Raw genomic sequence first — 20,734 nt, 5'->3', positions numbered from 1 at the left:
TCCCCCGCCGCGCCGCAGCGCCGCCGCGCCGCCGACGGATCACACCACTCGCCGGTCGTGCGCGAACGTCGAGCGGATGCCACCCGTGATGTGCACGATCAACGGCAGGCGCACGCCGATCCGTCGGTCGGTCGTCTCGAGGGCCGACCGCACCTGGGTCAGCACGGTCTCCAGGTCAGCGCGAGGCCGCACCCGCACCCGGAGCACGACCGTGCGTCGACGCCGGTGCTCCGAGGTCGATGACGAGACGCCGAGCACGTCGGGCGTCGCAGCCAGCGCCGAGTGGAAGACCCCTTCGACGACCGCCGCGTCGATCGTGAGCCCGCCGTCCTCGAACGCAGCGCGAACGTGCCGCGGTGGGCGGGTCAGGATCACGGCGAGGGCGACGATGACCGCGACGACCAGCGGGGCGACGCCGACCCACATGAGAGCCGGCAAGCCGACTCCGAGTTCCTCCGCGAAACGCGCCCCCTGATCCAGCACGGGCGCGGGTGCACCGGTGACGAGCGGCCATGCTGCCACTGCGCAGACGGCGAAGGCGGTCAGAGCGAGCAGCGTGAGCAGCGTCCGGTTGAGAACGCGACCGCGGGCATTCATGACAGGTTTCCTTTCCTGGCCAGCTCTACCCGGGTCTTCATGTGCGTTCCTGCACCGAGGACCTCGAGCAGTTCGCCGGCGGCGCGCTCGACCTCGCTCGCGTCGACCGCGAAGCCGCTCGAGGGTGTCACGGCGATGAGGGCGCGGTGCCGGGTGACCCGCGTCGTGACCTGCGTCGCCGATACGCCCGCCGCATGCGCGCAGGTCCGCGAGAGCCCACCCGCCAGGATCGCGTCGTCGACGACGATCGGCGCGCGCTCGGTCGTCACGATGCGGCGGTGCGTGCCGCCGGGGGCGAGGGCGCCCCAGAGGCACGCCAGGCCCAGCACGAGCGCGATCCCCGCGACCACGCCGCCGAAGAATCCTCCTTCGGTCATAGCGGCGCGCACCGCGTCAGGAGCCACGAGTGCGGGAGGCAGGTCTCGTCCCCACAGAAGCGTCTCGACGATCACGAGGATCGCGAGGGCCATTGCGAGGATCAGAGCGATGGACACCCATATGCTTCGGGTGCGGTGCAGGAGGCGACGCGCGAGACGGGCGTCGCGGCGCTGATCGGCGACAGCTGTCGGCGCCGGCTCGTGGGTCACGATGCTCCCCCCCGTTCATCGACGACATGGGACACGCGTAGTCGCACATCGGCCACCCGGGCGCCGGTGATCTCAGCCAGCCTCTCGGCGGTACGCGTGCGCGCCCGTGCGGCGCGCTGCGCTATCGGCGCTTCGCCGAGACCGATGCCGCAGGTGAGATCCGCGGCGATCGCTCCGTCGGCGTCGCGCACGACGGCGCGGGCGCCCCGCGCGGCGACTCCGAGTTCGTCGGCGATCACGGTCGCAGCGACACGCTCGTAGGCCCGAGCCGCAATCATGACCCGGCCAGGCAGCTGCATGGCGTCCATGATCAGCCCACTCGCCGTCCGCGGGCGGCGTCGAGACCCGCACGGACGTTGATGCGTCCGGACACGGCGCCGCCGATGAGTCCGCCGACGGCCGCCAACGCGGCAACGAGCACCATTCCCCAGAAGCCGAAGGCGAGGGCGGCGAACGCCAGAATAGCGCCCACCGTCGCTCCCCAGGCGATCGGTGTCACTGGACACGCTCCGGAGCCGAGTCCTCGTCACCGGGAATCCGGACATCGACGACGGTCACATTGATCTCCGCGACCTCCATCCCGGCGAGTTGGGTGATGGCGTCGGCGACCGCACCGCGCACATCCTGGGCGACCCGCTGCAGCTGTACGGGGTACTCAGCGACGATCGTGATGTCGGCAGCGACCTGTGTCTCGCCGACCTCCACGCTCACTCCCTGAGAGAGGTCCTTCGCACCGACCGCCTCACGGATGCTGCCGAGGACGCGCGCCGCTCCACCTCCGAGGGCGTAGACGCCGGGAACGGACGCCGCCGCGATTCCGGCGATCTTCGCGATGACCGGGTCGACGATGACGGTCTTGCCCTGCTCCGCAGGCATAACGGCTCCGACGCTCGATCCGGCAGCAGGCATGTTCGTGGTGGCCATGATGTGGTCCTTTCCGCGGCCCCTCGTGCGGGGGCGTTCAGGAGTGAGACGTCCGCCGCGGCCGATTCGTCACGGTCGTGATGCTGGCAGTTTCCTGAGCGCGGCCCTGCACAGCATGCCGCCGTCCGGATCGCAACCCCCGCGGAAACTCCGGGTGCGTGTGGCACCCTCGGTGAGGCGGGATGCGAGATCCCGCTCAGGAGAACGATGGATTCGTGGGCAGATATCGAGGATGCGATCCTCGCAAGGCGCGCCGCCGACGGCGATGAGCGGGCCTTCGCCACGCTTGTGCGCCGGCACGGGGGGTATCTCCTCGGCTTCGCGACCCGACTTCTGGGCTCTCGCTCCGATGCCGATGACTGTGTGCAGGAGGCGTTGATCGTCGCGTGGCGCCGGCTGCCCGATCTGCGAGACCCCGCGCAGGTGCGCGCCTGGCTGTCGGCCATCGTCGCGCGGAAGGCCACCGACCGGCTGCGCTCGGCCCGGCCGACGACGCGCATCGACGACGCGGAGCCGGTCGCGACCGCACCGCGCCCCGATGAGGCGGCGATCACGTCCTCCCAGCTGGACTCGCTGAGGGCCGTGATCGACAGCCTGCCTCTCGAACAGCGCACCGTATGGTTGCTGCGCGAAGCCAGTGGATACGGATACGACGAGATCGCCCGCGAAATGGGCATCTCCGGGACGGCTGTCCGTGGCCGCCTCGCCCGCGCACGCGCGACAATCTATCAACGCATGCAGGAGTGGAGGTGAACGCCATGGGAGACGGCATCGGCGAGTCGGGGTACACCCTCGAGGATCTCGCTGCGTACCACGATCGCGGCCGTGTTCCCGCGGATCCGGCGATCGACGGCGACCCGCAGTGTTGCTCGGTGCTGGATTCGATGGATCACCTCGGGATGCTCTCGCGGAATCTCCTCGAGAGCGACTCCGCGCTCGACCTCTCGGAATCGTGGTTGCAGAAGATCCTGGGGCAAGTCGCGCGCGAGTCGCGTGCAGGCAGGGACATGCCGATGGAAGGCGGAGGTGACGTCCAGCTCGTTGTGACCGAGGGCGCGGTGCGCGGCCTCGTGCGCGCAGCGGGAGACAGGGTGCCCGGGGTACTGGTCGAGCGCGTCGAGGTGCTGATCGACGGCGCAGCGCCGGACGGTGCACGCACGGTCAGCATCGCGCTGTCGATCAGCGTTCTGCACGGACTGACCCTGCCGACCGTCGCCGGGGACGTGCGCAACGAAGTACGCCGCGCACTCCTCGAGCACACGACCTGGGCGGTCGATCGGGTGGATGTCACCATCGACTCCCTGCGACTGCAGGGGGAGAGCCGATGATGCGAGAAGTCGCCGAACTGATCGCACAGGTCGACGCTGCCGTCCGTGAGGTGTCGGGGGTGGCAGAGCTGTACCACGCCGCGGCACTCCCTGCCCGGTTATGGACCGCGACCGTAGAGCGACGAGAGGTCTACAGCGACGTGCTGCGGCGCAATGGGGTGCTTGAGGCAGTCGTCAGCATCGGCGTCTCCCACGGACGCGCGGCCGATGTGGCTCGCACCGTTGCCGCGCGAGTGCGCGCCGTGCTCGACGAACCGGATGCGCGTGTCACGGTGCGCGTGAGCCGCATCACCGTCCCCTGACGGGGCTGCGGCTCGACTCCTCGTTCAGTACGGACCGATCTCTGAGCCGTCAGCGCTGCGCGAGCTTGAGCCGGTAACGCAGGGCAGCGAGCTCCGAGTAGAGCGCCGCAGGCACTTTGCCCCCGAAGGTCTGGTAGAACTCCTCTGTGAGGTCGGCTTCGTGCAGCCAGAGCTCCGGGTCGACCGCGAAGAGCTCGTCGAGGTCTTCCTGCGGTACGTGGATCCCGTCGAGGTTCAGATCCTCCGTCCGCGGCAGACGGCCGATGGGGCTGTCGACCGCGGGCACGCTGCCATCGATGCGACGGATGATCCACTCGATGACGCGCGAGTTGTCGCCGAAACCGGGCCACAGGAACCGGCCGTCCGCGCCCTTGCGGAACCAGTTCACCTGGAAGATCCGCGGCGCGCGATCGAAGCGCAGCTTCCGGCCCACATCGAGCCAGTGGGCGAAGTAGTCCGCCATGTTGTACCCGCAGAACGGAAGCATTGCGAACGGGTCGCGGCGAAGCTCCCCGACCGTGCCCTCGGCGGCCGCCGTGCGCTCGGACGAGATGTTCGACCCCAGGAACACGCCGTGCGTCCAGTCCGTGGCCTCGAGCACCAGCGGCACATTCGTGGCCCGACGACCGCCGAAGAGGATCGCATCGAGCGGGACACCCTCAGCAGCCTCCCAGTCGGGAGCGATCTGCGGGCACTGGGCCGCTGCAACGGTGAAGCGAGAGTTGGGGTGGGCGGCGGGGCGGCCGGATGCCGGGGTCCACGCGTTCCCCTCCCAGTCGATGAGTTCGGCCGGCACCTCATCGGTGAGACCCTCCCACCAGACATCGCCGTCCGGACGCAAGGCGACATTCGTGAAGATGGTGTTTCCCCACAGGGTCTCGACCGCGGCGACGTTGGTGGACTGGCCCGTTCCCGGAGCAACGCCGAAGAACCCGGCTTCGGGGTTGATGGCGTGCAGACGTCCGTCCTCGCCGGGCCGGATCCACGCGATGTCGTCGCCGAGCGTCTCCACGCGCCAGCCGGGGATCGTCGGACGCAGCATCGCCAGGTTCGTCTTGCCGCACGCGGAGGGGAATGCGGCGGCCAGGTGGTACGCCTTCCCCTTCGGGTCGATCACGCGGATGAGGAGCATGTGCTCGGCGAGCCAACCCTCATCCCGGCCGATGACCGACGCGATACGCAGGGCGAAGCACTTCTTGGCGAGGATCGCGTTGCCGCCATAGCCGGAGCCGAATGACCAGACCTCGAGGGTTTCGGGGAAGTGCACGATGTACTTCTCGTCATTGCACGGCCACGCGACGTCCTTTTCGCCCGCTGCGAGCGGTGCGCCGACCGAGTGGACGGTCTTCACCCAGGGCTTGCCCGCAGCGATCTGCTCCAGCACCTCGGTGCCGACGCGGGTCATGATCCCGATCGAGGTGACGGCGTACGCCGAGTCGGTGATCTGAACCCCGATGTGCGAGAGCGGGCCGCCGACGGGACCCATCGAGAACGGCACGACGTACATCGTTCGACCGCGCATCGAGCCGCGGAAGAGCGGCGTGATGGTCGCGCGGATCTCCGCCGGTGCAACCCAGTTGTTCGTGGGCCCGGCATCTTCTTCCCTCTCGGAGGCGATGAAGGTGCGCGCCTCCGTGCGGGCGACGTCGCTCGGGTGCGAACGAGCGAGGTACGACCCGGGACGCCATTCGGGGTTGAGTTTGATCAGCTTGCCCTCGTCGACCTGTTCGCGCAGGAGAGCGTCGTTCTCCGCGCGCGACCCGTCGACCCAGTGGATGCGGGCGGGCTGAGTGAGCTCGGCGATCTCCGCCACCCACGCCTCCAACTCCGCCATCGAAGGCCCGGTGATCCGAGGACGCTCCCCGTAGCGGGGTACTGTCGCACTGCCGTCGGCGCGGTCGTTCGGGGTCTGGCGGGTGACGATGTCGGCGATGGCCATCTCGATCTCCTTCGTGCGTGGCGTCGGCGGGGGACTGGTATCTCGATTCTCACTCGCGTCATCACACACTTTATGAGCCGCTACGGTGCAAGAATCGCGATTCTTTCATATGATTAAAGAATGACTCCGTCCGGATTGGAACTGTCGACGCTTGGTCACCGCATCCGGCACCAACGTCTCGCCCACGGCCACACGCTCGACGAACTCGGCGCGATCGTCGGGGTTGCCGGCAGCCAGCTGAGCCTCATCGAGAACGGGAAGCGCGAGCCGAAACTCTCGCTGCTTCAGGCGATCGCCGTCGCGACAGACACCGATGTCACCGATCTCCTCTCGCCCGAGCCCCCCAATCCGCGCGCCGCCCTCGAACTCGAGCTCGCGCGTGCGCAATCGAGCACCGCGTTCCGCAGACTCGGCATCCCGCCCGTCAAACCCAGCAAGAACATGACCGACGAGACGATCGAGAGCGTACTGGGCCTGCATCGCGAACTGCAGCGGCGTGAACGGCAAGCGATCGCCACGCCGGAGGAGGCGCGTCGAGCCAACACCGAGCAGCGGCTGCGGATGCGCGAGCAGCACAACTACCTCCCCGAGATAGAGAAACTCGCCGAAAGGCAGCTCAAGGCGGCCGGGCACGTGTCGGGCGCCCTCAAGCACCGCACGGTCGGGGTCATGGCCGAGCAGCTGGGGTTCGAACTGATCTACGTCAATGACCTGCCGCACTCGGCACGCTCGGTCACCGACCTCGAGAACGGCCGGATCTACTTGCCTCCCGCATCGATCCCCGGCGGGCACGGCCTGCGCTCGATGGCGCTGCAGGCCATGGCGCACCGGCTGCTCGGCCACCAGCCGCCGACGGACTACGCCGAGTTCCTCTGGCAACGCCTCGAAATCAACTACTTCGCGGCGTGCTGCCTCATGCCCGAGACCGCCTCGATCGAGTTCCTCGACCAGGCGAAGAAAAACAGGAACCTCGCCGTCGAGGACTTCCGCGATGCCTTCGGCGTGACGCACGAAGCCGCCGCGATGCGGCTGACGAACCTCCTCACCGAGCACTTCGACATTCGCCTGCACTTCCTGCGCGTAGACGGGGCCGGCGCCATCAATCGCGTCTATGAGAACGATGGCCTGCCGCTCCCGGAAGACGTGACCGGGTCGGTCGAGGGGCAGATCGCATGCCGGCGCTTTCTCGCGCGCTCGGCCTTCGAGGAGCACAACCGCACGACCGAGCATTACCAGTACACCGATACGCCTGCAGGCACATTCTGGTGTTCCACGCAGACCGGGACCACGTCCGACGGCGAGTTCTCGGTGACCGTCGGGGTGCCGTTCGACGACGCACGCTGGTTCCGGGGGCGCGAGACGCCGAAGCGCGCCGTCTCGCTGTGCCCCGACGAGTCGTGTTGCCGGCGCCCGCCGGCCGACGTGACCGCCCGCTGGGCCGGCAAAGCCTGGCCCAGCGCCCGCGTGCACCAGCAGATGTTCTCTCCGCTGCCCAGCGGCGCCTTCCCCGGAGTAGACGACGGCGAGGTCTACACCTTCCTCGAGCGCCACGCGGCCGAGTAGGTGCCCGACCCGATTCGAGCTCTTCGGCGCGGCCGGCTTTGATTGCGGCGAAGAAGCGGTGTACTGTCGATTCGCGGTGAGGTAACCCTAACCTTGCTTGCCGGAGCTGGTGTCCCGGGCGCCGGCGACGCCGCCGCTGCGGCACCGACTCCTCCGACCTGAATCGACAACGATCACCGTGCTCGCCACCATCCTGATCGGCCTCCGCGAGGGCCTCGAAGCCGCCCTTGTCATCGGCATCCTCGTGGCCTACCTCACGCGCATCGATCGCCGCGACGTCCTCCCCCGCATGTGGATGGGCGTCGGTTCGGCCGCCGTGCTCTCGCTCGTGATCGGCGCCGTCCTGACTTTCGGCGCGTACGGACTCACCTTCCAGGCCCAAGAACTGGTCGGCGGCCTCTTGTCGCTCGTCGCGGTCGCGATGGTGACCTGGATGATCTTCTGGATGCAGAAGACCGCCCGGACGTTGAAGAAATCGCTCGAGGGCGGGCTGGCCCGGGCGCTCGCTGAGGGCGGCCTATGGGCGATCGTCGTGATCGGCTTCGTATCGGTGGCCCGAGAGGGCCTCGAGACCACGCTCCTGCTCTGGTCCATGGTGCAGTCCTTCGGCGATGCCCCCGCCGCCCTCCTCGGCGCCCTCATCGGGCTGTCGACGGCCGCTCTGCTGGGGTGGCTCCTCGCACGCGGCATGCTGAATCTCGACCTGCGTCGCTTCTTCACCTGGACGGGGGCCTTCCTCGTGATCGTCGCGGCGGGTGTTCTCGCCTACGCCGTCCATGACCTCCAGGAAGCGGGCGCGCTCCCCGGGCCCTTCACCGCCGCTGCCCCGCTCGATCCGGCCACCGGCGCCGTCGCGATCGGCGCAGCCGGGTTCCCGTTCGGGTGGGCGTTCGACCTGAGCGCCACGATCCCGCCCGGCGGACCGCTCGCCGTCGTGCTTCAGGCCACGGTCGGGTTCATGCCGCAGATGTCGTGGCTCCAGGTGATCACGTGGGCGCTCTACATCATCGTCGTCGGCGCGTTCTTCGCCCGAGGGGCCTTTCCGCGCCGCAGCGCCACCCCCGCCATGGCGGCCGCATCGGTCCCCTCAGCTCAAGGAGCATCATGATCCGTCCCCGCACCCTCGCCGCCGTCGCCGTCGTCGGCCTCGGGGCGCTGGCGCTCTCGGGATGCGTCGCAAAGGCCGACCTCGCCGCGTCCGACTCGCTCACCGTCACCTCGACCGACACATCGTGCGAGGTGTCGACGGCCACGGCGACCAGCGGCACACTGACATTCGAGATCAGCAACGCAAGCTCACAGATCACCGAGTTCTATCTGCTCGCCGATGACGGCCTGCGCATCGTCGGCGAGGTCGAGAACATCGCACCCGGCGCCTCGCGCACCCTCAGCGTCCTCGCGCAGCCCGGCGACTACTTCACGCTCTGCAAGCCGGGTATGGTCGGCGACGGCGTCGGCAAAGCGAGCTTCTCGATCACCGGCGCACAGGTCATCGCCACCGGTGACAACGCCGAGCAGAAGCAACAGGCGGTCGACCTCTATGCGGCTTTCGTGAAAGACCAGGTCGAGCAGCTCGTACCGGCCACCGACACGTTCGTGACGGCATACGAGTCGGGGGACGACGCGGCCGCACGGGCGCAGTTCCCCGACGTACGCGCGTTCTACGAGCGCATCGAACCCGTCGCGGAGTCTCTCGGCGATCTCGACCCGCGCATCGATTTCCGGGAGGTGGATGCCGTGGCCGAGGGCCTGGACTGGACCGGATTCCACCGCATCGAGAAGGACCTCTGGCAGCCCGCGCAGGATGCCGTCAACTCCGACGGCGCGCCGGCGTGGCAGAACTGGCAGCCCTCCAGCGCATCGGAGCGGGCGGCATTCGGCGATCAGCTCATCGCCGACGTCGCCGAGCTCAACGACTACGTCCACTCCGACGACTTCACGGACGCGCTCGATGCCCAGGGCATCGCCGGGATCTCCAACGGCGCGATCGCCCTGCTCGACGAAGTCGCGACGGGCAAGATCTCGGGCGAGGAGGACTGGTGGTCGGGGACCGACCTGTGGGACTTCGCGGCGAACGTCGAGGGTTCCGAGATGGCATTCTCACTCGTCCGCGACTTCGCTGCAGCGCAGGGCGAAGAGGGCGAGACTCTCGTCGCCGCGATCGACCGGGGCTACGCCGACCTCGACGCGGCGCTGGGCACACACGGTTCGCTCAGTGCCGGGTTCGTGGGGTTCCGCGAGCTCACCGATGCCGACAAGCGTCAGCTGATCGACCTCATCAACGCCCTCGCGGAGCCTCTTTCGCAGCTCACCTCCACGATCCTGGAGTGACGTGACCGCCGAGACACCGGAGTCGATCCCGACCGCGGGGCTCAGCCGTCGCGGGATGCTCGGGCTCGCCGCGGGCATCGGGGCCGCCGGACTCGCGCTCGGCGCCGGCGCCGGCACTGCGGCCGGGGTGGCGACGGGGCGTGCGCGGGCGGGCGAGGACGCGGCATCCGCCCACGCGTTCTTCGGAGAGCACCAGGCCGGCATCACGACGCCCGTACAGGAGCACCTGCACTTCGCGGCGTTCGACATGATGGCCCGCACGAACCGCGCCGACCTGATCGAACTTCTGCAGGACTGGTCATACGCGGCCGCGCGGCTGACGCAGGGGCTCGATGTCAGCGCAACCGGCGCGGTGGGTGGCTCTCCCCAGGCTCCGCCGGACGACACGGGCGAAGCACTCGGGCTCGCCGCGAACGGCCTCACCATCACCTTCGGCTTCGGGCCGAGCCTGTTCCGCGCCGCAGACGGCGCCGATCGGTACGGGCTGGCGTCCCGGCAGCCCGCACTGCTGCGGACGCTGCCGGCGTTTCTCGGCGACGACCTCGATCCTCAGCTCTCGGGCGGCGACCTCTGCATCCAGGCCTGCGCTGACGACCCGCAGGTCGCGGTGCACGCGATTCGCAACCTCAGCCGGATCGCCTTCGGCCGAGCGCGGCTGCGCTGGTCGCAGCTGGGCTTCGGGAAGACCTCGAAGACGACGGCCGCCCAGGCCACGCCCCGAAATCTCTTCGGGTTCAAGGACGGAACCGCCAACATCCTCGCCGACGACACGGCGGCCCTCGACACGCACGTCTGGGTGGGCCCGTCTGACGAGCCCGCGTGGCTCGCCGGAGGCTCGTACCTCGTGGCGCGGAAGATCGCCATGCTCATCGAGACGTGGGATCGCGTGCGTCTGTCCGAGCAAGAGCGCATCACGGGGCGAGACAAAGCGCACGGCGCGCCGCTGTCGGGCGGCACCGAGGCGAGCGAACCGGACTTCTCGGCGCCCGGCGCGACCGGAGGCACCGCAATCGATGCCCACAGCCACGTGCGCTTGGCCCACCCGAAGTCCAACGGCGGCTCCCGGATCCTGCGTCGCGGGTACAACTACGTCGACGGCAACAATGCCCTCGGTCGCCTGGATGCCGGGCTCTTCTTCCTCGCGTACCAGCGCTCCCCCGAGCAGTTCGTCACGATCCAGCGAGCTCTGTCGACCGACCTGATGGCCGAGTACGTGAAGCACATCGGGTCGGGCGTGTGGGCCGTGCCCCCCGGAGCGCCGGCGGGATCGTATGTCGGTGCGGGCATGTTCGCCTGACGCACGGAACTTCATGCGGCTGTCATCTGCCGGTGGCGTACCCGTGACAGGCTGGGACGATGCAGCGCACCGTGACCAGTCGTATCGTCCTGAACGTCTCCGAGACAGCCGACCTCGTGTTCGCCATCGCCGTGAGTCACGCGTACACGCCGACCACCGAGACGCTCACCGCGACGGTCGATGGCAGCACCGTGCAGCTCCGGGAGATCGACGACATCCACGGCGGCCGCCTGCACCGCCTGGTGGCGCACCCGGGAGAACTGGTGGTGACCTACTCCGCGACGATCGATGGCATCGGCGCATCCCCCGAAACCGATGAATCGGCACCACTGGTCTACGTGCGGCCGAGCCGCTACGCCGAGTCCGACTCGCTCGCACCGACCGCAGCGGCAGAGTTCGCCGGCATCGAGGAGCCGGCATCCCTCCTCACCGCGGTGTCGTCATGGGTCGGCACTCACCTGAGCTACGTGAGCGGATCCTCCCTGCCGACCGATGGCGCGACGCGCACCCTGATGAACCGCCAGGGCGTCTGTCGCGACTACGCACACCTGTGCATCGCACTCCTGCGGGCCTCCGGCGTTCCGGCGCGCCTCGTCGCCGTCTACGCACCGGGTCTCGACCCGATGGACTTCCACGCCGTCGCCGAAGCGTGGGTCGACGAAGCGTGGAGAGTCGTCGACGCGACCACGCTCGCGCCACGCCAGACCCTGGTGCGGATCTCGACCGGACGGGATGCCGCCGACACGGCGTTCCTGAACGTCCTGAGCGGCCGCGCCGATCTCGTCTCCACCGAGATCACGGCAGTCGCCGATAGGCTTCCCGTGGACGACATCGATCAGCTCGTCTCGATCGCCTGAGAACCGGCCGCGCCCGTTCGCCCGCGAAGGCGCGGCCCCGTATCCCACACCCGAAGGACCTCCCATGACGCGTTCTGCCCTGCGCACCGTCCTCGCCACGACCGCCGCGGCGGCTGCCCTCCTGCTCGCCGGCTGCGCGTCCGGATCGACAGCTCCGTCGGGATCCGAGTCGGGCGGCGCCCCGGCGCCCGACGACTTCGTCACTGCGGGGAAACTCACCTTCGCCACCGGCGAGACCGCGTATGAGCCGTACGTGATCAACGACGACCCCGGCACCGGTGAAGGCTTCGAGTCGGCCGTCGCGTACGCGGTGGCCGACCAGCTGGGATTCGCGAAGGAAGACGTCGTCTGGGTGCGCACGAGCTTCGAGTCGGCGATCGCACCCGGGCCGAAGAGCTTCGACATCAACATCCAGCAGTACACGATCACCGATGAGCGCAGGCAGGCCGTGGATTTCTCTTCCCCCTACTATGAGGCGGGCCAGTCGGTCGTGGCGCTGAAAGGCGGCGCCGCGGACGGAGTCACCGACATCGCAGGGTTGAAGGGGCTGGAGCTCGGCGCGATGGCCGGGTCGACCAGCGCGACCACGATCTCGGAAGCCGTGAAGCCGTCGGTCGCCCCGAAGCTGTACAACTCCAACGAAGACGCCGTCGCCGCGCTGGGCGCCAACCTGATCGACGCAATCGTCCTCGACACCCCGACGGCCTACGTCGCGGCCAACGTCTACATCGAGAACTCCTTCATCGTGGGCGAGCTGCCGACCGCGGGTGTGCCCGATCAGTGGGGTCTGCTGTTGGCGAAGAACTCCCCGCTGACGGCGTCGGTGACCACCGCCGTCGACACGCTGCGCGAGGACGGGACGCTCGACTCGCTCGAGAAGAAGTGGCTGTCGGTCTTCACCGACGGCGTGACCCGGTTGAAGTGAGGCCGAACAGCTCCGCTAACGTCGTCTCGTGGGTGTAGAGCTGTCCGCAGGGTACGAGCCGAGTGCGCTCGAGCTCGATCGGCGTGCCTTCCGGCGCCGTCGCGAGCAGCGTTCGGTGCTGGTCGCGATCGTCTCGACCCTCGCGTTCGCCGCGATCGTCTGGGTCACCGTCATCGACACCCCCGGGTGGGCTGCCGTCCAGCAGGCGTTCTTCGATCCGCAGGTCGCACTGCAGGCACTCCCCCGCGTGTGGAACGGGTTCCTCTTCAACCTGCAGGTGCTCGGCCTGTCCGTCATCTCCGTCGGCCTGGTCGCGCTCGTGCTGGCGAGCATCCGGACGCTCCGGGGCCCGGTGTTCTTCCCGGCACGGGCGCTCGTGGCCGGCTACACCGACATCTTCCGCGGACTGCCCTTCATCATCGTGGCCTACCTCGTCGGGTTCGGGCTGCCCACGATCACGAACACCCGCATCTCCGTGCTGTGGCTGGGCGTGCTCGCCATCACGCTGACCTACTCGGCATACGTCGCCGAGGTGATCCGCGCGGGGATCGAGGCCGTGCATCCGTCGCAGCGACTCGCGGCCCGCGCACTGGGACTCAGCCACCTGCAGACCCTGCGCCGAGTGGTGCTGCCACAGGCTCTCCGGAAGATGACCCCACCGTTGATGAACGACTTCATCTCGATGCAGAAGGACGTCGGGCTCATCTCGATCCTCGGCGCCGTCGACGCGGTGCGCGCCGCTCAGATCGAGGCATCGCAGAGCTACAACTTCACGCCGTATGTGCTGGCCGGCATCCTGTTCATCCTGATGGCGATCCCGAGCATCCGGCTGACCGACTGGTACACCGCGCGGCTGCGCGAGCGCGAGCAGCAAGGCTCGCTCCTGTGAGCGCGCTGCTGAAGGCCTCCGGCCTCTGGAAGTCCTTCGCCGATCGCGCCGTGCTGCGCGGCGTGTCGCTGGAGCTCAACCAGCACGAGGTCGTCGCCCTCATCGGGGCGAGCGGATCGGGCAAGTCGACCCTGCTGCGCTGCCTCAATCTCCTCGAGCCGATCGACGACGGGCAGATCCTGCTCGACGGGCAGGACATCTCCGATCCGCGCATCGACGAGAATGCCGTCCGCGCCCGGTTCGGGATCGTCTTCCAGGCATACAACCTGTTCCCCCACCTCAGCGTGCAACAGAACATCACGCTCGCCTCGCGCGTCGTGCACCGGATGCCGCGGCGTGAGGCCGATGCACGGGCCCTGGCGCTCCTGGAGCGAGTCGGACTCGCCGACAAGGTCGACGAGCATCCCGATCGCCTGTCCGGCGGACAGCAGCAACGCGTGGCGATCGCACGCGCGATCGCCACCGACCCCGAAGTGCTGCTGCTCGACGAGATCACCTCGGCGCTGGATCCGGAACTGGTCGGCGATGTGCTCGCACTCGTGCGTGAACTCGCCGGAGAGGGAGCGACGATCCTGATGGCCACACACGAGATGGCCTTCGCCCGTGAGATCGCCGACCGGGTCGTGTTCCTCGATGCGGGGACCATCATCGAACAGGGGACCCCGACTGCGGTGTTCGGCTCCCCCCGAGAGGCGCGCACGCGCGAGTTCCTCGCACGCTTGCCGGCCTGAGGCGCTCGCCCAGGCATCCCGGGCTCAGCGGGTGAGCCGGGTGGCGATCTCCACGACGTTCGCGACCAGCATCGCGCGAGTCATCGGCCCCACCCCGCCCGGGTTGGGCGACAGCCAGCCGGCGACCTCGGCCACCGCCGGGTCGACGTCACCGGCGAGCTTCGCGCCCCCCGACTCGGTCGTGCCGACCCGAGTGACCCCCACGTCGAGGACGGCTGCGCCGGGCTTGATCCAGTCCGCCTGCACGAGGTACGGCTGACCGACGGCGGCCACGACGATGTCGGCGCGGCGAACGTCGGCGGCCAGGTCGGGCGTGCGCGAGTGCGTGAGCGTCACCGTCGCATCGATGCCCTTGCGTGTCAGCAGCAATCCCAGCGGGCGGCCGACCGTGATGCCTCGGCCGATGACGGTGACGTGCCGACCGGCGATCTCGACACCGTGCCGGCTGAGCAGCTCGACGATCCCCGCCGGCGTGCACGGCAACGGCGCCGCGACCGCCGTCGCCGGATCGACCCCCAGCACCAGGCGACCGAGGTTGGTGGGGTGCAGTCCGTCGGCATCCTTGTCCGGATCGATCAGCTCGAGGATCGTGTTCTGGTCGATGCCCCACGGCAGCGGCAGCTGGACGATGAACCCCGTGACCGCGGGATCGGCGTTGAGAGCGAGCACCGCGTCGGCGATCTCCTCCTGTGTCGCGGTCTCGGGGAGCTCGACCGAGATCGAGGCGACGCCGACCTCGGCGCAGTCGCGGTGCTTGCCGGTGACGTATGAGCGGGATGCCGGGTCCGCGCCCACCAGCAGGGTTCCGAGCCCCGGCACGATCCCGCGCTCGGCGAGCGCCGCCACCCGCGTGGTCAGTTCGGCCTTGATCGCCGCCGCCGCGGCAGTCCCATCGAGCATCTGCGCCGTCATGTTCTCTCTTTCTCTCTTTCTCTCTCTCCCCCCGTTCGCCCCCGTTCGCCTGCCGCGAGACCCCGGTCTCGCCCCGAGACACCGGTCCACAACGCGTGTCTCGGGGCAGGGACGGTGTCTCGCGGGGGGGCGGGGCGGGGCGGGGTTACTGGTGGAGGTGGGGGTAGAGGGGGAAGGCTTGGGTCAGCGCGATCGCGCGGGCGCGGAGCGATTCGACGTCGGCGCCGGGCAGGAGCGCGAGGGCGATGATGTCGGCCACCTCGGTGAAATCGGCGTCGCCGAACCCGCGGGTCGCGAGCGCCGGAGTCCCGATGCGCAGGCCCGACGTCACCATCGGCGGACGCGGATCGTTCGGCACCGCGTTGCGATTCACCGTGATGCGGATCTCGTGCAGCAGATCCTCGGCCTGCTTGCCGTCGATCGCGGCATCGCGGAGATCGACGAGCACGAGGTGGACGTCGGTGCCGCCGGAGCGGACCGTGATGCCGGCATCCTTCACGTCCTGTTGAGAAAGGCGATCGGCGAGCAGGGCCGCGCCACGAAGGACACGCTCCTGCCGCTCTTTGAACTCCGGCGTCGCCGCGAGCTTGAAGGCGGTCGCCTTCGCGGCGATCACGTGCATGAGCGGGCCACCCTGCTGCCCGGGGAAGACCGCGCTGTTGATCTTCTTGGCGAGGTCGGCGTCGTTCGTGAGGATGAAGCCCGAGCGCGGGCCGCCGATCGTCTTGTGCACGGTCGACGAGACCACGTGCGCGTGCGGCACGGGTGAGGGGTGGATGCCGGCGGCCACGAGCCCGGCGAAGTGCGCCATGTCGACCCACAGGAGGGCGCCGACCTCATCGGCGATCTCGCGGAACCGTGCGAAGTCGAGCTGCCGGGGGTATGCCGACCAGCCCGCGATGATGACCTTGGGGCGGTGCTCACGTGCGAGACGAGCAACCTCCTCCATGTCGATGATCGAGGTTTCGGGGTCGACGCCGTACGCCACGATGTTGTAGAGCCGGCCGGAGAAGTTGATCTTCATGCCGTGGGTGAGGTGACCACCGTGGTCGAGCGAGAGCCCGAGGAGCGTGTCGCCCGGGCGAGCGATCGCGTGCAGCACCGCCGCATTGGCGGTTGCACCCGAGTGCGGCTGGACGTTGGCGAACTCCGCACCGAAGAGCGACTTGGCGCGGGAGATCGCGAGCTCTTCGGCGACGTCGACTTCCTCGCAGCCGCCGTAGTAGCGGCGGCCGGGGTATCCCTCGGCGTACTTGTTGGTGAGCACCGAACCCTGCGACTGCAGCACCGAGACCGGCACGAAGTTCTCAGAGGCGATCATCTCGAGGTAGCCGCGCTGACGATCGAGCTCGCGCTCGAGCACCGCGGCGATCTCGGGGTCGACCTCCGAGAGCGGGGCGTTGAAGTACGAATCGGTCATGGGTCCTCCGGTGGTTGAGTGCCGCTGCCCGGCGATCCCCGGGGATCGCAGTCGGCGGTATGTCCAAACCAGGGCCGACCCAGGCGAACGGTCGAAAATGCCATGTCGATCGCTCCCCGGTGGTGGCCCACCTCAACGCCAGTCGCGACGCTCCGATCCTAGCGGATGCCGGGTCGACGGTGCCGGGTCGATGCGACCCCGCTGCGACCCCGCTGCGAGGTTCCTGGTCTCGAGGGGATGGGGGATCTTGGCCGCGATCGGCCGCGAATCACCGCAATGCGCGATCCTCGGGTCACGCTGGAGCCGTTCTCCGCCGGACTCTTGTCACGAGTGATCGCGGGCGAACGAGTCGATCAGTTCGGACCGCGACTCACCCTGCGCACCGAAGTTGTCTCGAAGGCATGCCCCGAGATCTTCGAGCGCGTGATCGAGCACTGCCGCCGCGGTCTGCAACTCCACGTGAGAGGAGCCGGATGCCGCGTTCGCCAGCGCCTCAGCGATGGGCAGCGCGTGACCGAGCGAGGTCGGCGCCTCCCCCTCGCGGAAGTAATACGACTCGGGATTCTGGCTGAGGTCGACCCGCACGACCGCCATCTGCTGCGCGACACCGAGGATCACCGACGCTGCCGCGCCGGCATCCATTTCTTTGATCCGCTCGGCGTAGGTCACGCTGCCCAGGAAGGTGAGCGAGAGCGCAGCCGAGCGTCGGCGCGCGAGCGTCGGGAAGACCTGCAGCAACCAGGTCGCCGCGCAGGTGAGCAGGGCGAACCCTGTCACCGCCTGCAGCGGCGAGAGCACCCGGATCACCGGGTCGGTGGGGACGACGTCGCCGAACCCGAGCGTCGAGAGGGAGACGAGTGAGAAGTACAGCGCTTCGGAGAAGTCCCCGTAATGCGAGGGATCGACCCCGTCGCTGTAGAAGAACCCGTCGGGAACGTGCGGCAGGTAGACGAACGCCCAGCCGACCGTCTGAGTCGCCGCCCAGACGAGCACGGCCGTGATCGCGGCGATCGGGCCCGCCGCGGCCCGGGCGCGGCTTCCGAGACGTGCAGTGACGCGCCAGACGCCCGCGAAGATCGCGCGGGTCAGTCGTCCGCGCGCGTGCGGGTGGACGAGCGTGAGGAACACGTCCGTCAGCCCGTAGCCGATGATCGCCACACCGAGCAGCGAACTCACGACACTCCAGGCCACGTGCTCACGCTACCGCTGCGGCGGAGCGCCAGCGCTACTCACGTTGGCCGGACACGCACCGCAGGCGGCAGGTAGATGGTCATGATCGTGCCCGGCCCCGAGGGCGGGCGGGCGGCTTCGATCCTGAGGCCGAGCCGGGCGGCCATCCGGTGCCCGATGCTCAGTCCGAGACCCGATCCTACGGGGCGGGTGCCTCGGTAGCGTGCGGCGAGGACGCCGCGATCGAAGGCGCGGGCGAGGTCTTCATCGGTGAGTCCGGGGCCGCGGTCGCGGACCGAGAGGGCAGGCTCGGCACCCCCGGTCAGTTCGAGGGTGAGCGTGCTGCCGGAGGGGGCGACACGAAGCGCGTTCTCGACAACACCGTCGACGATCTGGCGGAGCCGACGCGCGTCGACGTCGACCCGGAGGTCCCCGGACGCGCCGTCGTACCGCACCTCGATGGCGATGGTGTGACGCGCGGCGGTCGCGCTCCAGGCATCGCGTACGGCGAGAAGCAGTTCGGCGGGGGCCGTCGGATGGATGTCGAGCGTGAAGTCGTCGGCCTCGAGTCGGGCGAGCTCGAGCAGATCGTCGACGAAACGGTGCAGCCGCGCGGTCTCGGCTTGAAGGATCTCGCCGGCGCGGATGACCGCATCCCCGTGGAAGGTGCCGTCCGCGAGTCCCTCGGCGTAGCCGCGGATCGCGGTGAGCGGGGTGCGCAGCTCGTGAGAGATCGACAGCAGAAACTCCCGCTGTCGACCTTCGCTCGCCGCGAGGCTCCGGTCGAGGGCGGTGAGCGCGTCGGTGACCGCCGCCACCTCGGGGATCGTGCCGCCCGAGGAGACGGTCACTCCGCGCTCTCCGCGCGCGATGCGGTCGGCGGCCGCCGCGGTGCGGGTGAGCGGGCCGGAGAGCTGCCTGGCGAACCACGCCCCGGCCGTCGCGGCGACGAGCACCCCGATGGCGAGGGCCGTGGCGATCCGCCACACCAGTTGCCGGGTCACCGTGTTGATCTGCCCCTCGGCGGTGGCCAGCACAAGTCCGCCGCCGCCGACGGGAACGCCTTCGAGTACGACGGGGGCGCGCCAGACGCGTGCGGTGTCGGAGACGGGATGCCCGCCGCGCAGCGTCTCTGCCATCACCTCATCGATGTAGCGGGCCGCCGGTCCGCGCACACTGCCGTCGGCGGGCACGACCGCCCAGAGGATGCCTGCACCGACGAGGTCAGCCAGCGCGTCGCCGACGAGAAGGTCACCACGATCGTCGAGGGCAGTGAGACTGGTGCGGAGCTGCTCGCGGGCTTGGCCTTCGAGGGCTGTCCTGACGAACTGGACGCTGAGCAGGCCGCCGATCAGGGCGACGAGCGCAGCGACCGCGACGACGAGGGCGGTGATGCGGGCGCGCAGGCCCCATCCTGCCCGAGCGCGGCTCGCAGGCGGATCGGCCGGATCAGGAGTCATCGGCCCGGTAGCCGATGCCGTGCACCGTGCGGATCGGGCAGGCCTGGCCGAGCTTGGAGCGCAGTTGGGCGACGTGCACGTCAACAGTGCGCTGCTGTCCGTAGTCGGCCTGGCCCCAGACCGACGCCAGCAACCGGGGTCGGCTGAACACCCGCCCCGGGCTCCCGATGAGTTCGGCGAGGAGGTCGAACTCGGTCGGGGTGAGTTCCACCGGACGCCCGTCCGCCTCGACCCGGCGGCTGTCCCGGTGCAGCACGACCTGACCGAGGCTCAGCGGGGCGAGGGTGGGTGGGCCGTGATGGCGACGCAGGATGCTGCCGACCCGGGCGACCAGCTCGCGGGGGGAGAACGGTTTGGTGAGGTAGTCGTCGCCACCGAGCTCGAGCCCGAGGACCCGGTCGACCTCGTCGTCGCGAGCGGTGACGAACATCACCGGAGTCCAGTCCCCCCGCGCCCGCAGTCGTCGGCACAACTCGACCCCGTCGATGCCGGGCACGCCGACATCCAGCACGATCAGCACCGGGCTCAGCCGCTCGACGGAAGCCAGCGCCGTCAGGCCGTCGCTTTCGATGTGCACCCCGTATCCGGCGGCTCGCAGGTATTCGCGCTCGAGCTCGGCGATGTGCGGTTCGTCCTCCAGCACCATCACCAGCCCGCGCGCCTCGTCCATGCGAGCAATGGTATTCGGGTACGATTCCGCTCCGGGGCGCCCGAACGCGCCCGAACATTTCCCGAACACGAGCCGAATCGGCCCCGCACATCCCCCTCGTACGCTCGGCGGCAACACCCCATACCCGCCGGTGACCGGCGAACCACCGAGGAGGACCACCATGAACCAGAGCGACTCGACCCCGACCCCCGATCCCACCCCCACGGTCGGCACCGCAGCGCCGGCCATGCCGACGAACCGGCTCGCGCGGCGCACCCGCCGGCTCGTCGCCGGTGTCGCAGCGGCCGGCCTCGTGGTCGGCGCCGTCGGGACGGTGGCCGTCACCAGCGCCGTCGGCGCGGAGCCCGCTGCGACCGTGACCGCTGACACCCCCGGGCGCCTTGCGATCCCGCCGGCGCTGCGGGAAGACCTCCGAGGGCTCGCCGCGGCCGACCCCGAGGACCGACCTGAGCTGTTCCGGAAGATCATCGAACAGGCCGAGGCCGGTGACTACGGGCGGCGCGCCCTGGTCGTCGCCCACCGCATCGACGAGCGCCTGGATGCCCTGCCTGCAGAGTTGAGGTCCGACATCGCCGAGGTCCAGGCCGCGCCTGCCGAGGATCGGCCGGAGCTCCGGCAGCAGATCCGCGAGAACGCCGAGGCAGGCGGGTACGGCGCCGACGTGCAGGCCATACTCGCCGAACTCGAGCAGGCGTTCCAGGACCGCGGCATCCACCTCCGCCACGAAACCAGGACGCCATGAGCGGCGGGCGACGAGGTGCGGTCCTGGCGGCTCGGCGATCACCGCCACCGAGACCATCTGGAGGTTCTTCGCCCTCTCGTGACCCGTCCG

The 20,734-nt window shown here is 69.4% G+C and carries 23 protein-coding genes and 1 riboswitch; of the genes, 12 read left to right on the top strand and 11 right to left on the bottom strand.

From position 1 onward, the window contains the following. Positions 1-39: 39 nt before the first annotated feature. From QZV81_RS01200 to QZV81_RS01180, 5 genes are all read right to left on the bottom strand, one after another. A complete protein-coding gene (locus QZV81_RS01200; protein ID WP_292831263.1) occupies positions 40-597 on the bottom strand; it encodes a hypothetical protein in 558 nt (185 codons plus the stop codon). Further along, positions 594-1,091 (bottom strand): hypothetical protein, encoded by a 498-nt coding sequence (locus QZV81_RS01195; RefSeq protein WP_292831260.1) that lies wholly within the window; start codon positions 1,089-1,091, stop codon positions 594-596. The genes QZV81_RS01200 and QZV81_RS01195 overlap by 4 nt, the downstream gene beginning before the upstream one ends. Positions 1,092-1,180: 89 nt before the next feature. Next, on the bottom strand, positions 1,181-1,483 hold the full coding sequence (locus QZV81_RS01190) for a hypothetical protein (protein WP_292831257.1): 303 nt from the start codon (positions 1,481-1,483) through the stop codon (positions 1,181-1,183). 11 nt (positions 1,484-1,494) lie between these two features. Then, positions 1,495-1,683, bottom strand: a complete 189-nt coding sequence (locus QZV81_RS01185; protein ID WP_292831254.1) for a hypothetical protein — start codon at positions 1,681-1,683, stop codon at positions 1,495-1,497. Continuing rightward, positions 1,680-2,093: an Asp23/Gls24 family envelope stress response protein gene (locus QZV81_RS01180; protein WP_292831419.1), complete on the bottom strand. Its 414-nt coding sequence runs from the start codon at positions 2,091-2,093 to the stop codon at positions 1,680-1,682. The genes QZV81_RS01185 and QZV81_RS01180 overlap by 4 nt, the downstream gene beginning before the upstream one ends. Before the next feature lie 222 nt (positions 2,094-2,315). On the opposite strand from QZV81_RS01180, the gene QZV81_RS01175 reads away from it, so the two are divergent. Genes QZV81_RS01175 through QZV81_RS01165 form a run of 3 tightly spaced genes read left to right on the top strand, consistent with a single transcriptional unit; the run spans position 2,316 to position 3,738 of the window. Beyond that, positions 2,316-2,861, top strand: coding sequence for an RNA polymerase sigma factor (locus QZV81_RS01175; RefSeq protein WP_292831251.1), 546 nt, complete (start codon positions 2,316-2,318; stop codon positions 2,859-2,861). A 5-nt stretch (positions 2,862-2,866) separates the two neighbouring features. Beyond that, positions 2,867-3,436, top strand: coding sequence for an Asp23/Gls24 family envelope stress response protein (locus QZV81_RS01170; protein ID WP_292831248.1), 570 nt, complete (start codon positions 2,867-2,869; stop codon positions 3,434-3,436). After that, positions 3,433-3,738, top strand: coding sequence for a hypothetical protein (locus QZV81_RS01165; protein WP_292831245.1), 306 nt, complete (start codon positions 3,433-3,435; stop codon positions 3,736-3,738). Before QZV81_RS01170 ends, QZV81_RS01165 begins: the two co-directional genes overlap by 4 nt. Before the next feature lie 49 nt (positions 3,739-3,787). On the opposite strand, the gene QZV81_RS01160 is transcribed toward QZV81_RS01165, so the two are convergent. Continuing rightward, a complete protein-coding gene (locus QZV81_RS01160) occupies positions 3,788-5,677 on the bottom strand; it encodes a phosphoenolpyruvate carboxykinase (GTP) (RefSeq protein WP_292831242.1) in 1,890 nt (629 codons plus the stop codon). A gap of 120 nt (positions 5,678-5,797) precedes the next feature. On the opposite strand from QZV81_RS01160, the gene QZV81_RS01155 reads away from it, so the two are divergent. From QZV81_RS01155 to QZV81_RS01120, 8 genes are all read left to right on the top strand, one after another. Further along, the gene (locus QZV81_RS01155) at positions 5,798-7,240 is read left to right on the top strand and encodes an XRE family transcriptional regulator (RefSeq protein WP_292831239.1); all 1,443 of its coding nucleotides are present in this window, start codon (positions 5,798-5,800) and stop codon (positions 7,238-7,240) included. Positions 7,241-7,418: 178 nt separating this feature from the next. Further along, complete coding sequence (gene efeU / locus QZV81_RS01150) at positions 7,419-8,348, top strand: iron uptake transporter permease EfeU (RefSeq protein WP_292831236.1); 930 nt, start codon at positions 7,419-7,421, stop codon at positions 8,346-8,348. Continuing rightward, a complete protein-coding gene (efeO, locus tag QZV81_RS01145; RefSeq protein ID WP_292831233.1) occupies positions 8,345-9,571 on the top strand; it encodes an iron uptake system protein EfeO in 1,227 nt (408 codons plus the stop codon). Before efeU ends, efeO begins: the two co-directional genes overlap by 4 nt. Before the next feature lies 1 nt (position 9,572). After that, entirely contained in the window at positions 9,573-10,868 is a 1,296-nt protein-coding gene (gene efeB / locus QZV81_RS01140) for an iron uptake transporter deferrochelatase/peroxidase subunit (RefSeq protein WP_292831230.1), read from the top strand. Positions 10,869-10,927: 59 nt separating this feature from the next. After that, positions 10,928-11,725 carry a transglutaminase domain-containing protein gene (locus QZV81_RS01135; RefSeq protein WP_292831227.1) on the top strand — a complete coding sequence of 266 codons (798 nt, stop codon included), beginning with the start codon at positions 10,928-10,930 and terminating at the stop codon, positions 11,723-11,725. Positions 11,726-11,789: 64 nt separating this feature from the next. Further along, positions 11,790-12,650 (top strand): transporter substrate-binding domain-containing protein, encoded by an 861-nt coding sequence (locus QZV81_RS01130; protein WP_292831224.1) that lies wholly within the window; start codon positions 11,790-11,792, stop codon positions 12,648-12,650. A gap of 28 nt (positions 12,651-12,678) precedes the next feature. After that, a complete protein-coding gene (locus QZV81_RS01125) occupies positions 12,679-13,539 on the top strand; it encodes an amino acid ABC transporter permease (protein ID WP_292831221.1) in 861 nt (286 codons plus the stop codon). Then, positions 13,536-14,270 carry an amino acid ABC transporter ATP-binding protein gene (locus tag QZV81_RS01120; protein ID WP_292831218.1) on the top strand — a complete coding sequence of 245 codons (735 nt, stop codon included), beginning with the start codon at positions 13,536-13,538 and terminating at the stop codon, positions 14,268-14,270. The genes QZV81_RS01125 and QZV81_RS01120 overlap by 4 nt, the downstream gene beginning before the upstream one ends. Positions 14,271-14,294: 24 nt before the next feature. Here the strand turns inward: QZV81_RS01120 and QZV81_RS01115 are convergent, their stop codons facing one another. The 5 genes from QZV81_RS01115 to QZV81_RS01095 form a co-directional block, all read right to left on the bottom strand. Beyond that, positions 14,295-15,182, bottom strand: a complete 888-nt coding sequence (locus QZV81_RS01115) for a bifunctional methylenetetrahydrofolate dehydrogenase/methenyltetrahydrofolate cyclohydrolase (protein WP_292831215.1) — start codon at positions 15,180-15,182, stop codon at positions 14,295-14,297. A 145-nt stretch (positions 15,183-15,327) separates the two neighbouring features. Beyond that, positions 15,328-16,602: a serine hydroxymethyltransferase gene (gene glyA / locus QZV81_RS01110; protein ID WP_292831212.1), complete on the bottom strand. Its 1,275-nt coding sequence runs from the start codon at positions 16,600-16,602 to the stop codon at positions 15,328-15,330. A 70-nt stretch (positions 16,603-16,672) separates the two neighbouring features. Next, a riboswitch (ZMP/ZTP riboswitch) is annotated at positions 16,673-16,758 on the bottom strand. Between the two features lie 168 nt (positions 16,759-16,926). Continuing rightward, a complete protein-coding gene (locus tag QZV81_RS01105; protein ID WP_292831209.1) occupies positions 16,927-17,793 on the bottom strand; it encodes a potassium channel family protein in 867 nt (288 codons plus the stop codon). Positions 17,794-17,831: 38 nt separating this feature from the next. After that, a complete protein-coding gene (locus QZV81_RS01100; RefSeq protein ID WP_292831206.1) occupies positions 17,832-19,232 on the bottom strand; it encodes a HAMP domain-containing sensor histidine kinase in 1,401 nt (466 codons plus the stop codon). Then, a complete protein-coding gene (locus tag QZV81_RS01095) occupies positions 19,222-19,902 on the bottom strand; it encodes a response regulator transcription factor (RefSeq protein WP_292831203.1) in 681 nt (226 codons plus the stop codon). Before QZV81_RS01095 ends, QZV81_RS01100 begins: the two co-directional genes overlap by 11 nt. 160 nt (positions 19,903-20,062) lie before the next feature. Here QZV81_RS01095 and QZV81_RS01090 point away from each other — a divergent pair, with 160 nt between their 5' ends. Further along, positions 20,063-20,644 (top strand): hypothetical protein, encoded by a 582-nt coding sequence (locus QZV81_RS01090; protein WP_292831201.1) that lies wholly within the window; start codon positions 20,063-20,065, stop codon positions 20,642-20,644. The last annotated feature ends 90 nt before the right edge of the window (positions 20,645-20,734 follow it).

Origin of the sequence: Microbacterium sp. (assembly GCF_011620665.1) — a bacterium.
GTDB lineage: Bacteria > Actinomycetota > Actinomycetes > Actinomycetales > Microbacteriaceae > Microbacterium.
The sequence above is the reverse complement of the archived record's forward strand: the minus strand, read 5'-3'. Positions and strand labels throughout refer to the sequence as shown.

What these genes read in the sequence shown, in the direction of transcription:
- QZV81_RS01200 (WP_292831263.1), bottom strand. Translation starts at nt 597, where the DNA reads ATGAATGCCCGCGGTCGCGTTCTCAACCGGACGCTGCTCACGCTGCTC.
- QZV81_RS01190 (WP_292831257.1), bottom strand. Translation starts at nt 1,483, where the DNA reads ATGCAGCTGCCTGGCCGGGTCATGATTGCGGCTCGGGCCTACGAGCGT.
- QZV81_RS01180 (WP_292831419.1), bottom strand. Translation starts at nt 2,093, where the DNA reads ATGCCTGCTGCCGGATCGAGCGTCGGAGCCGTTATGCCTGCGGAGCAG.
- QZV81_RS01175 (WP_292831251.1), top strand. Translation starts at nt 2,316, where the DNA reads ATGGATTCGTGGGCAGATATCGAGGATGCGATCCTCGCAAGGCGCGCC.
- QZV81_RS01170 (WP_292831248.1), top strand. Translation starts at nt 2,867, where the DNA reads ATGGGAGACGGCATCGGCGAGTCGGGGTACACCCTCGAGGATCTCGCT.
- QZV81_RS01165 (WP_292831245.1), top strand. Translation starts at nt 3,433, where the DNA reads ATGATGCGAGAAGTCGCCGAACTGATCGCACAGGTCGACGCTGCCGTC.
- QZV81_RS01160 (WP_292831242.1), bottom strand. Translation starts at nt 5,677, where the DNA reads ATGGCCATCGCCGACATCGTCACCCGCCAGACCCCGAACGACCGCGCC.
- QZV81_RS01155 (WP_292831239.1), top strand. Translation starts at nt 5,798, where the DNA reads ATGACTCCGTCCGGATTGGAACTGTCGACGCTTGGTCACCGCATCCGG.
- efeO (WP_292831233.1), top strand. Translation starts at nt 8,345, where the DNA reads ATGATCCGTCCCCGCACCCTCGCCGCCGTCGCCGTCGTCGGCCTCGGG.
- QZV81_RS01135 (WP_292831227.1), top strand. Translation starts at nt 10,928, where the DNA reads ATGCAGCGCACCGTGACCAGTCGTATCGTCCTGAACGTCTCCGAGACA.
- QZV81_RS01130 (WP_292831224.1), top strand. Translation starts at nt 11,790, where the DNA reads ATGACGCGTTCTGCCCTGCGCACCGTCCTCGCCACGACCGCCGCGGCG.
- QZV81_RS01115 (WP_292831215.1), bottom strand. Translation starts at nt 15,182, where the DNA reads ATGACGGCGCAGATGCTCGATGGGACTGCCGCGGCGGCGGCGATCAAG.
- glyA (WP_292831212.1), bottom strand. Translation starts at nt 16,602, where the DNA reads ATGACCGATTCGTACTTCAACGCCCCGCTCTCGGAGGTCGACCCCGAG.
- QZV81_RS01100 (WP_292831206.1), bottom strand. Translation starts at nt 19,232, where the DNA reads ATGACTCCTGATCCGGCCGATCCGCCTGCGAGCCGCGCTCGGGCAGGA.
- QZV81_RS01095 (WP_292831203.1), bottom strand. Translation starts at nt 19,902, where the DNA reads ATGGACGAGGCGCGCGGGCTGGTGATGGTGCTGGAGGACGAACCGCAC.
- QZV81_RS01090 (WP_292831201.1), top strand. Translation starts at nt 20,063, where the DNA reads ATGAACCAGAGCGACTCGACCCCGACCCCCGATCCCACCCCCACGGTC.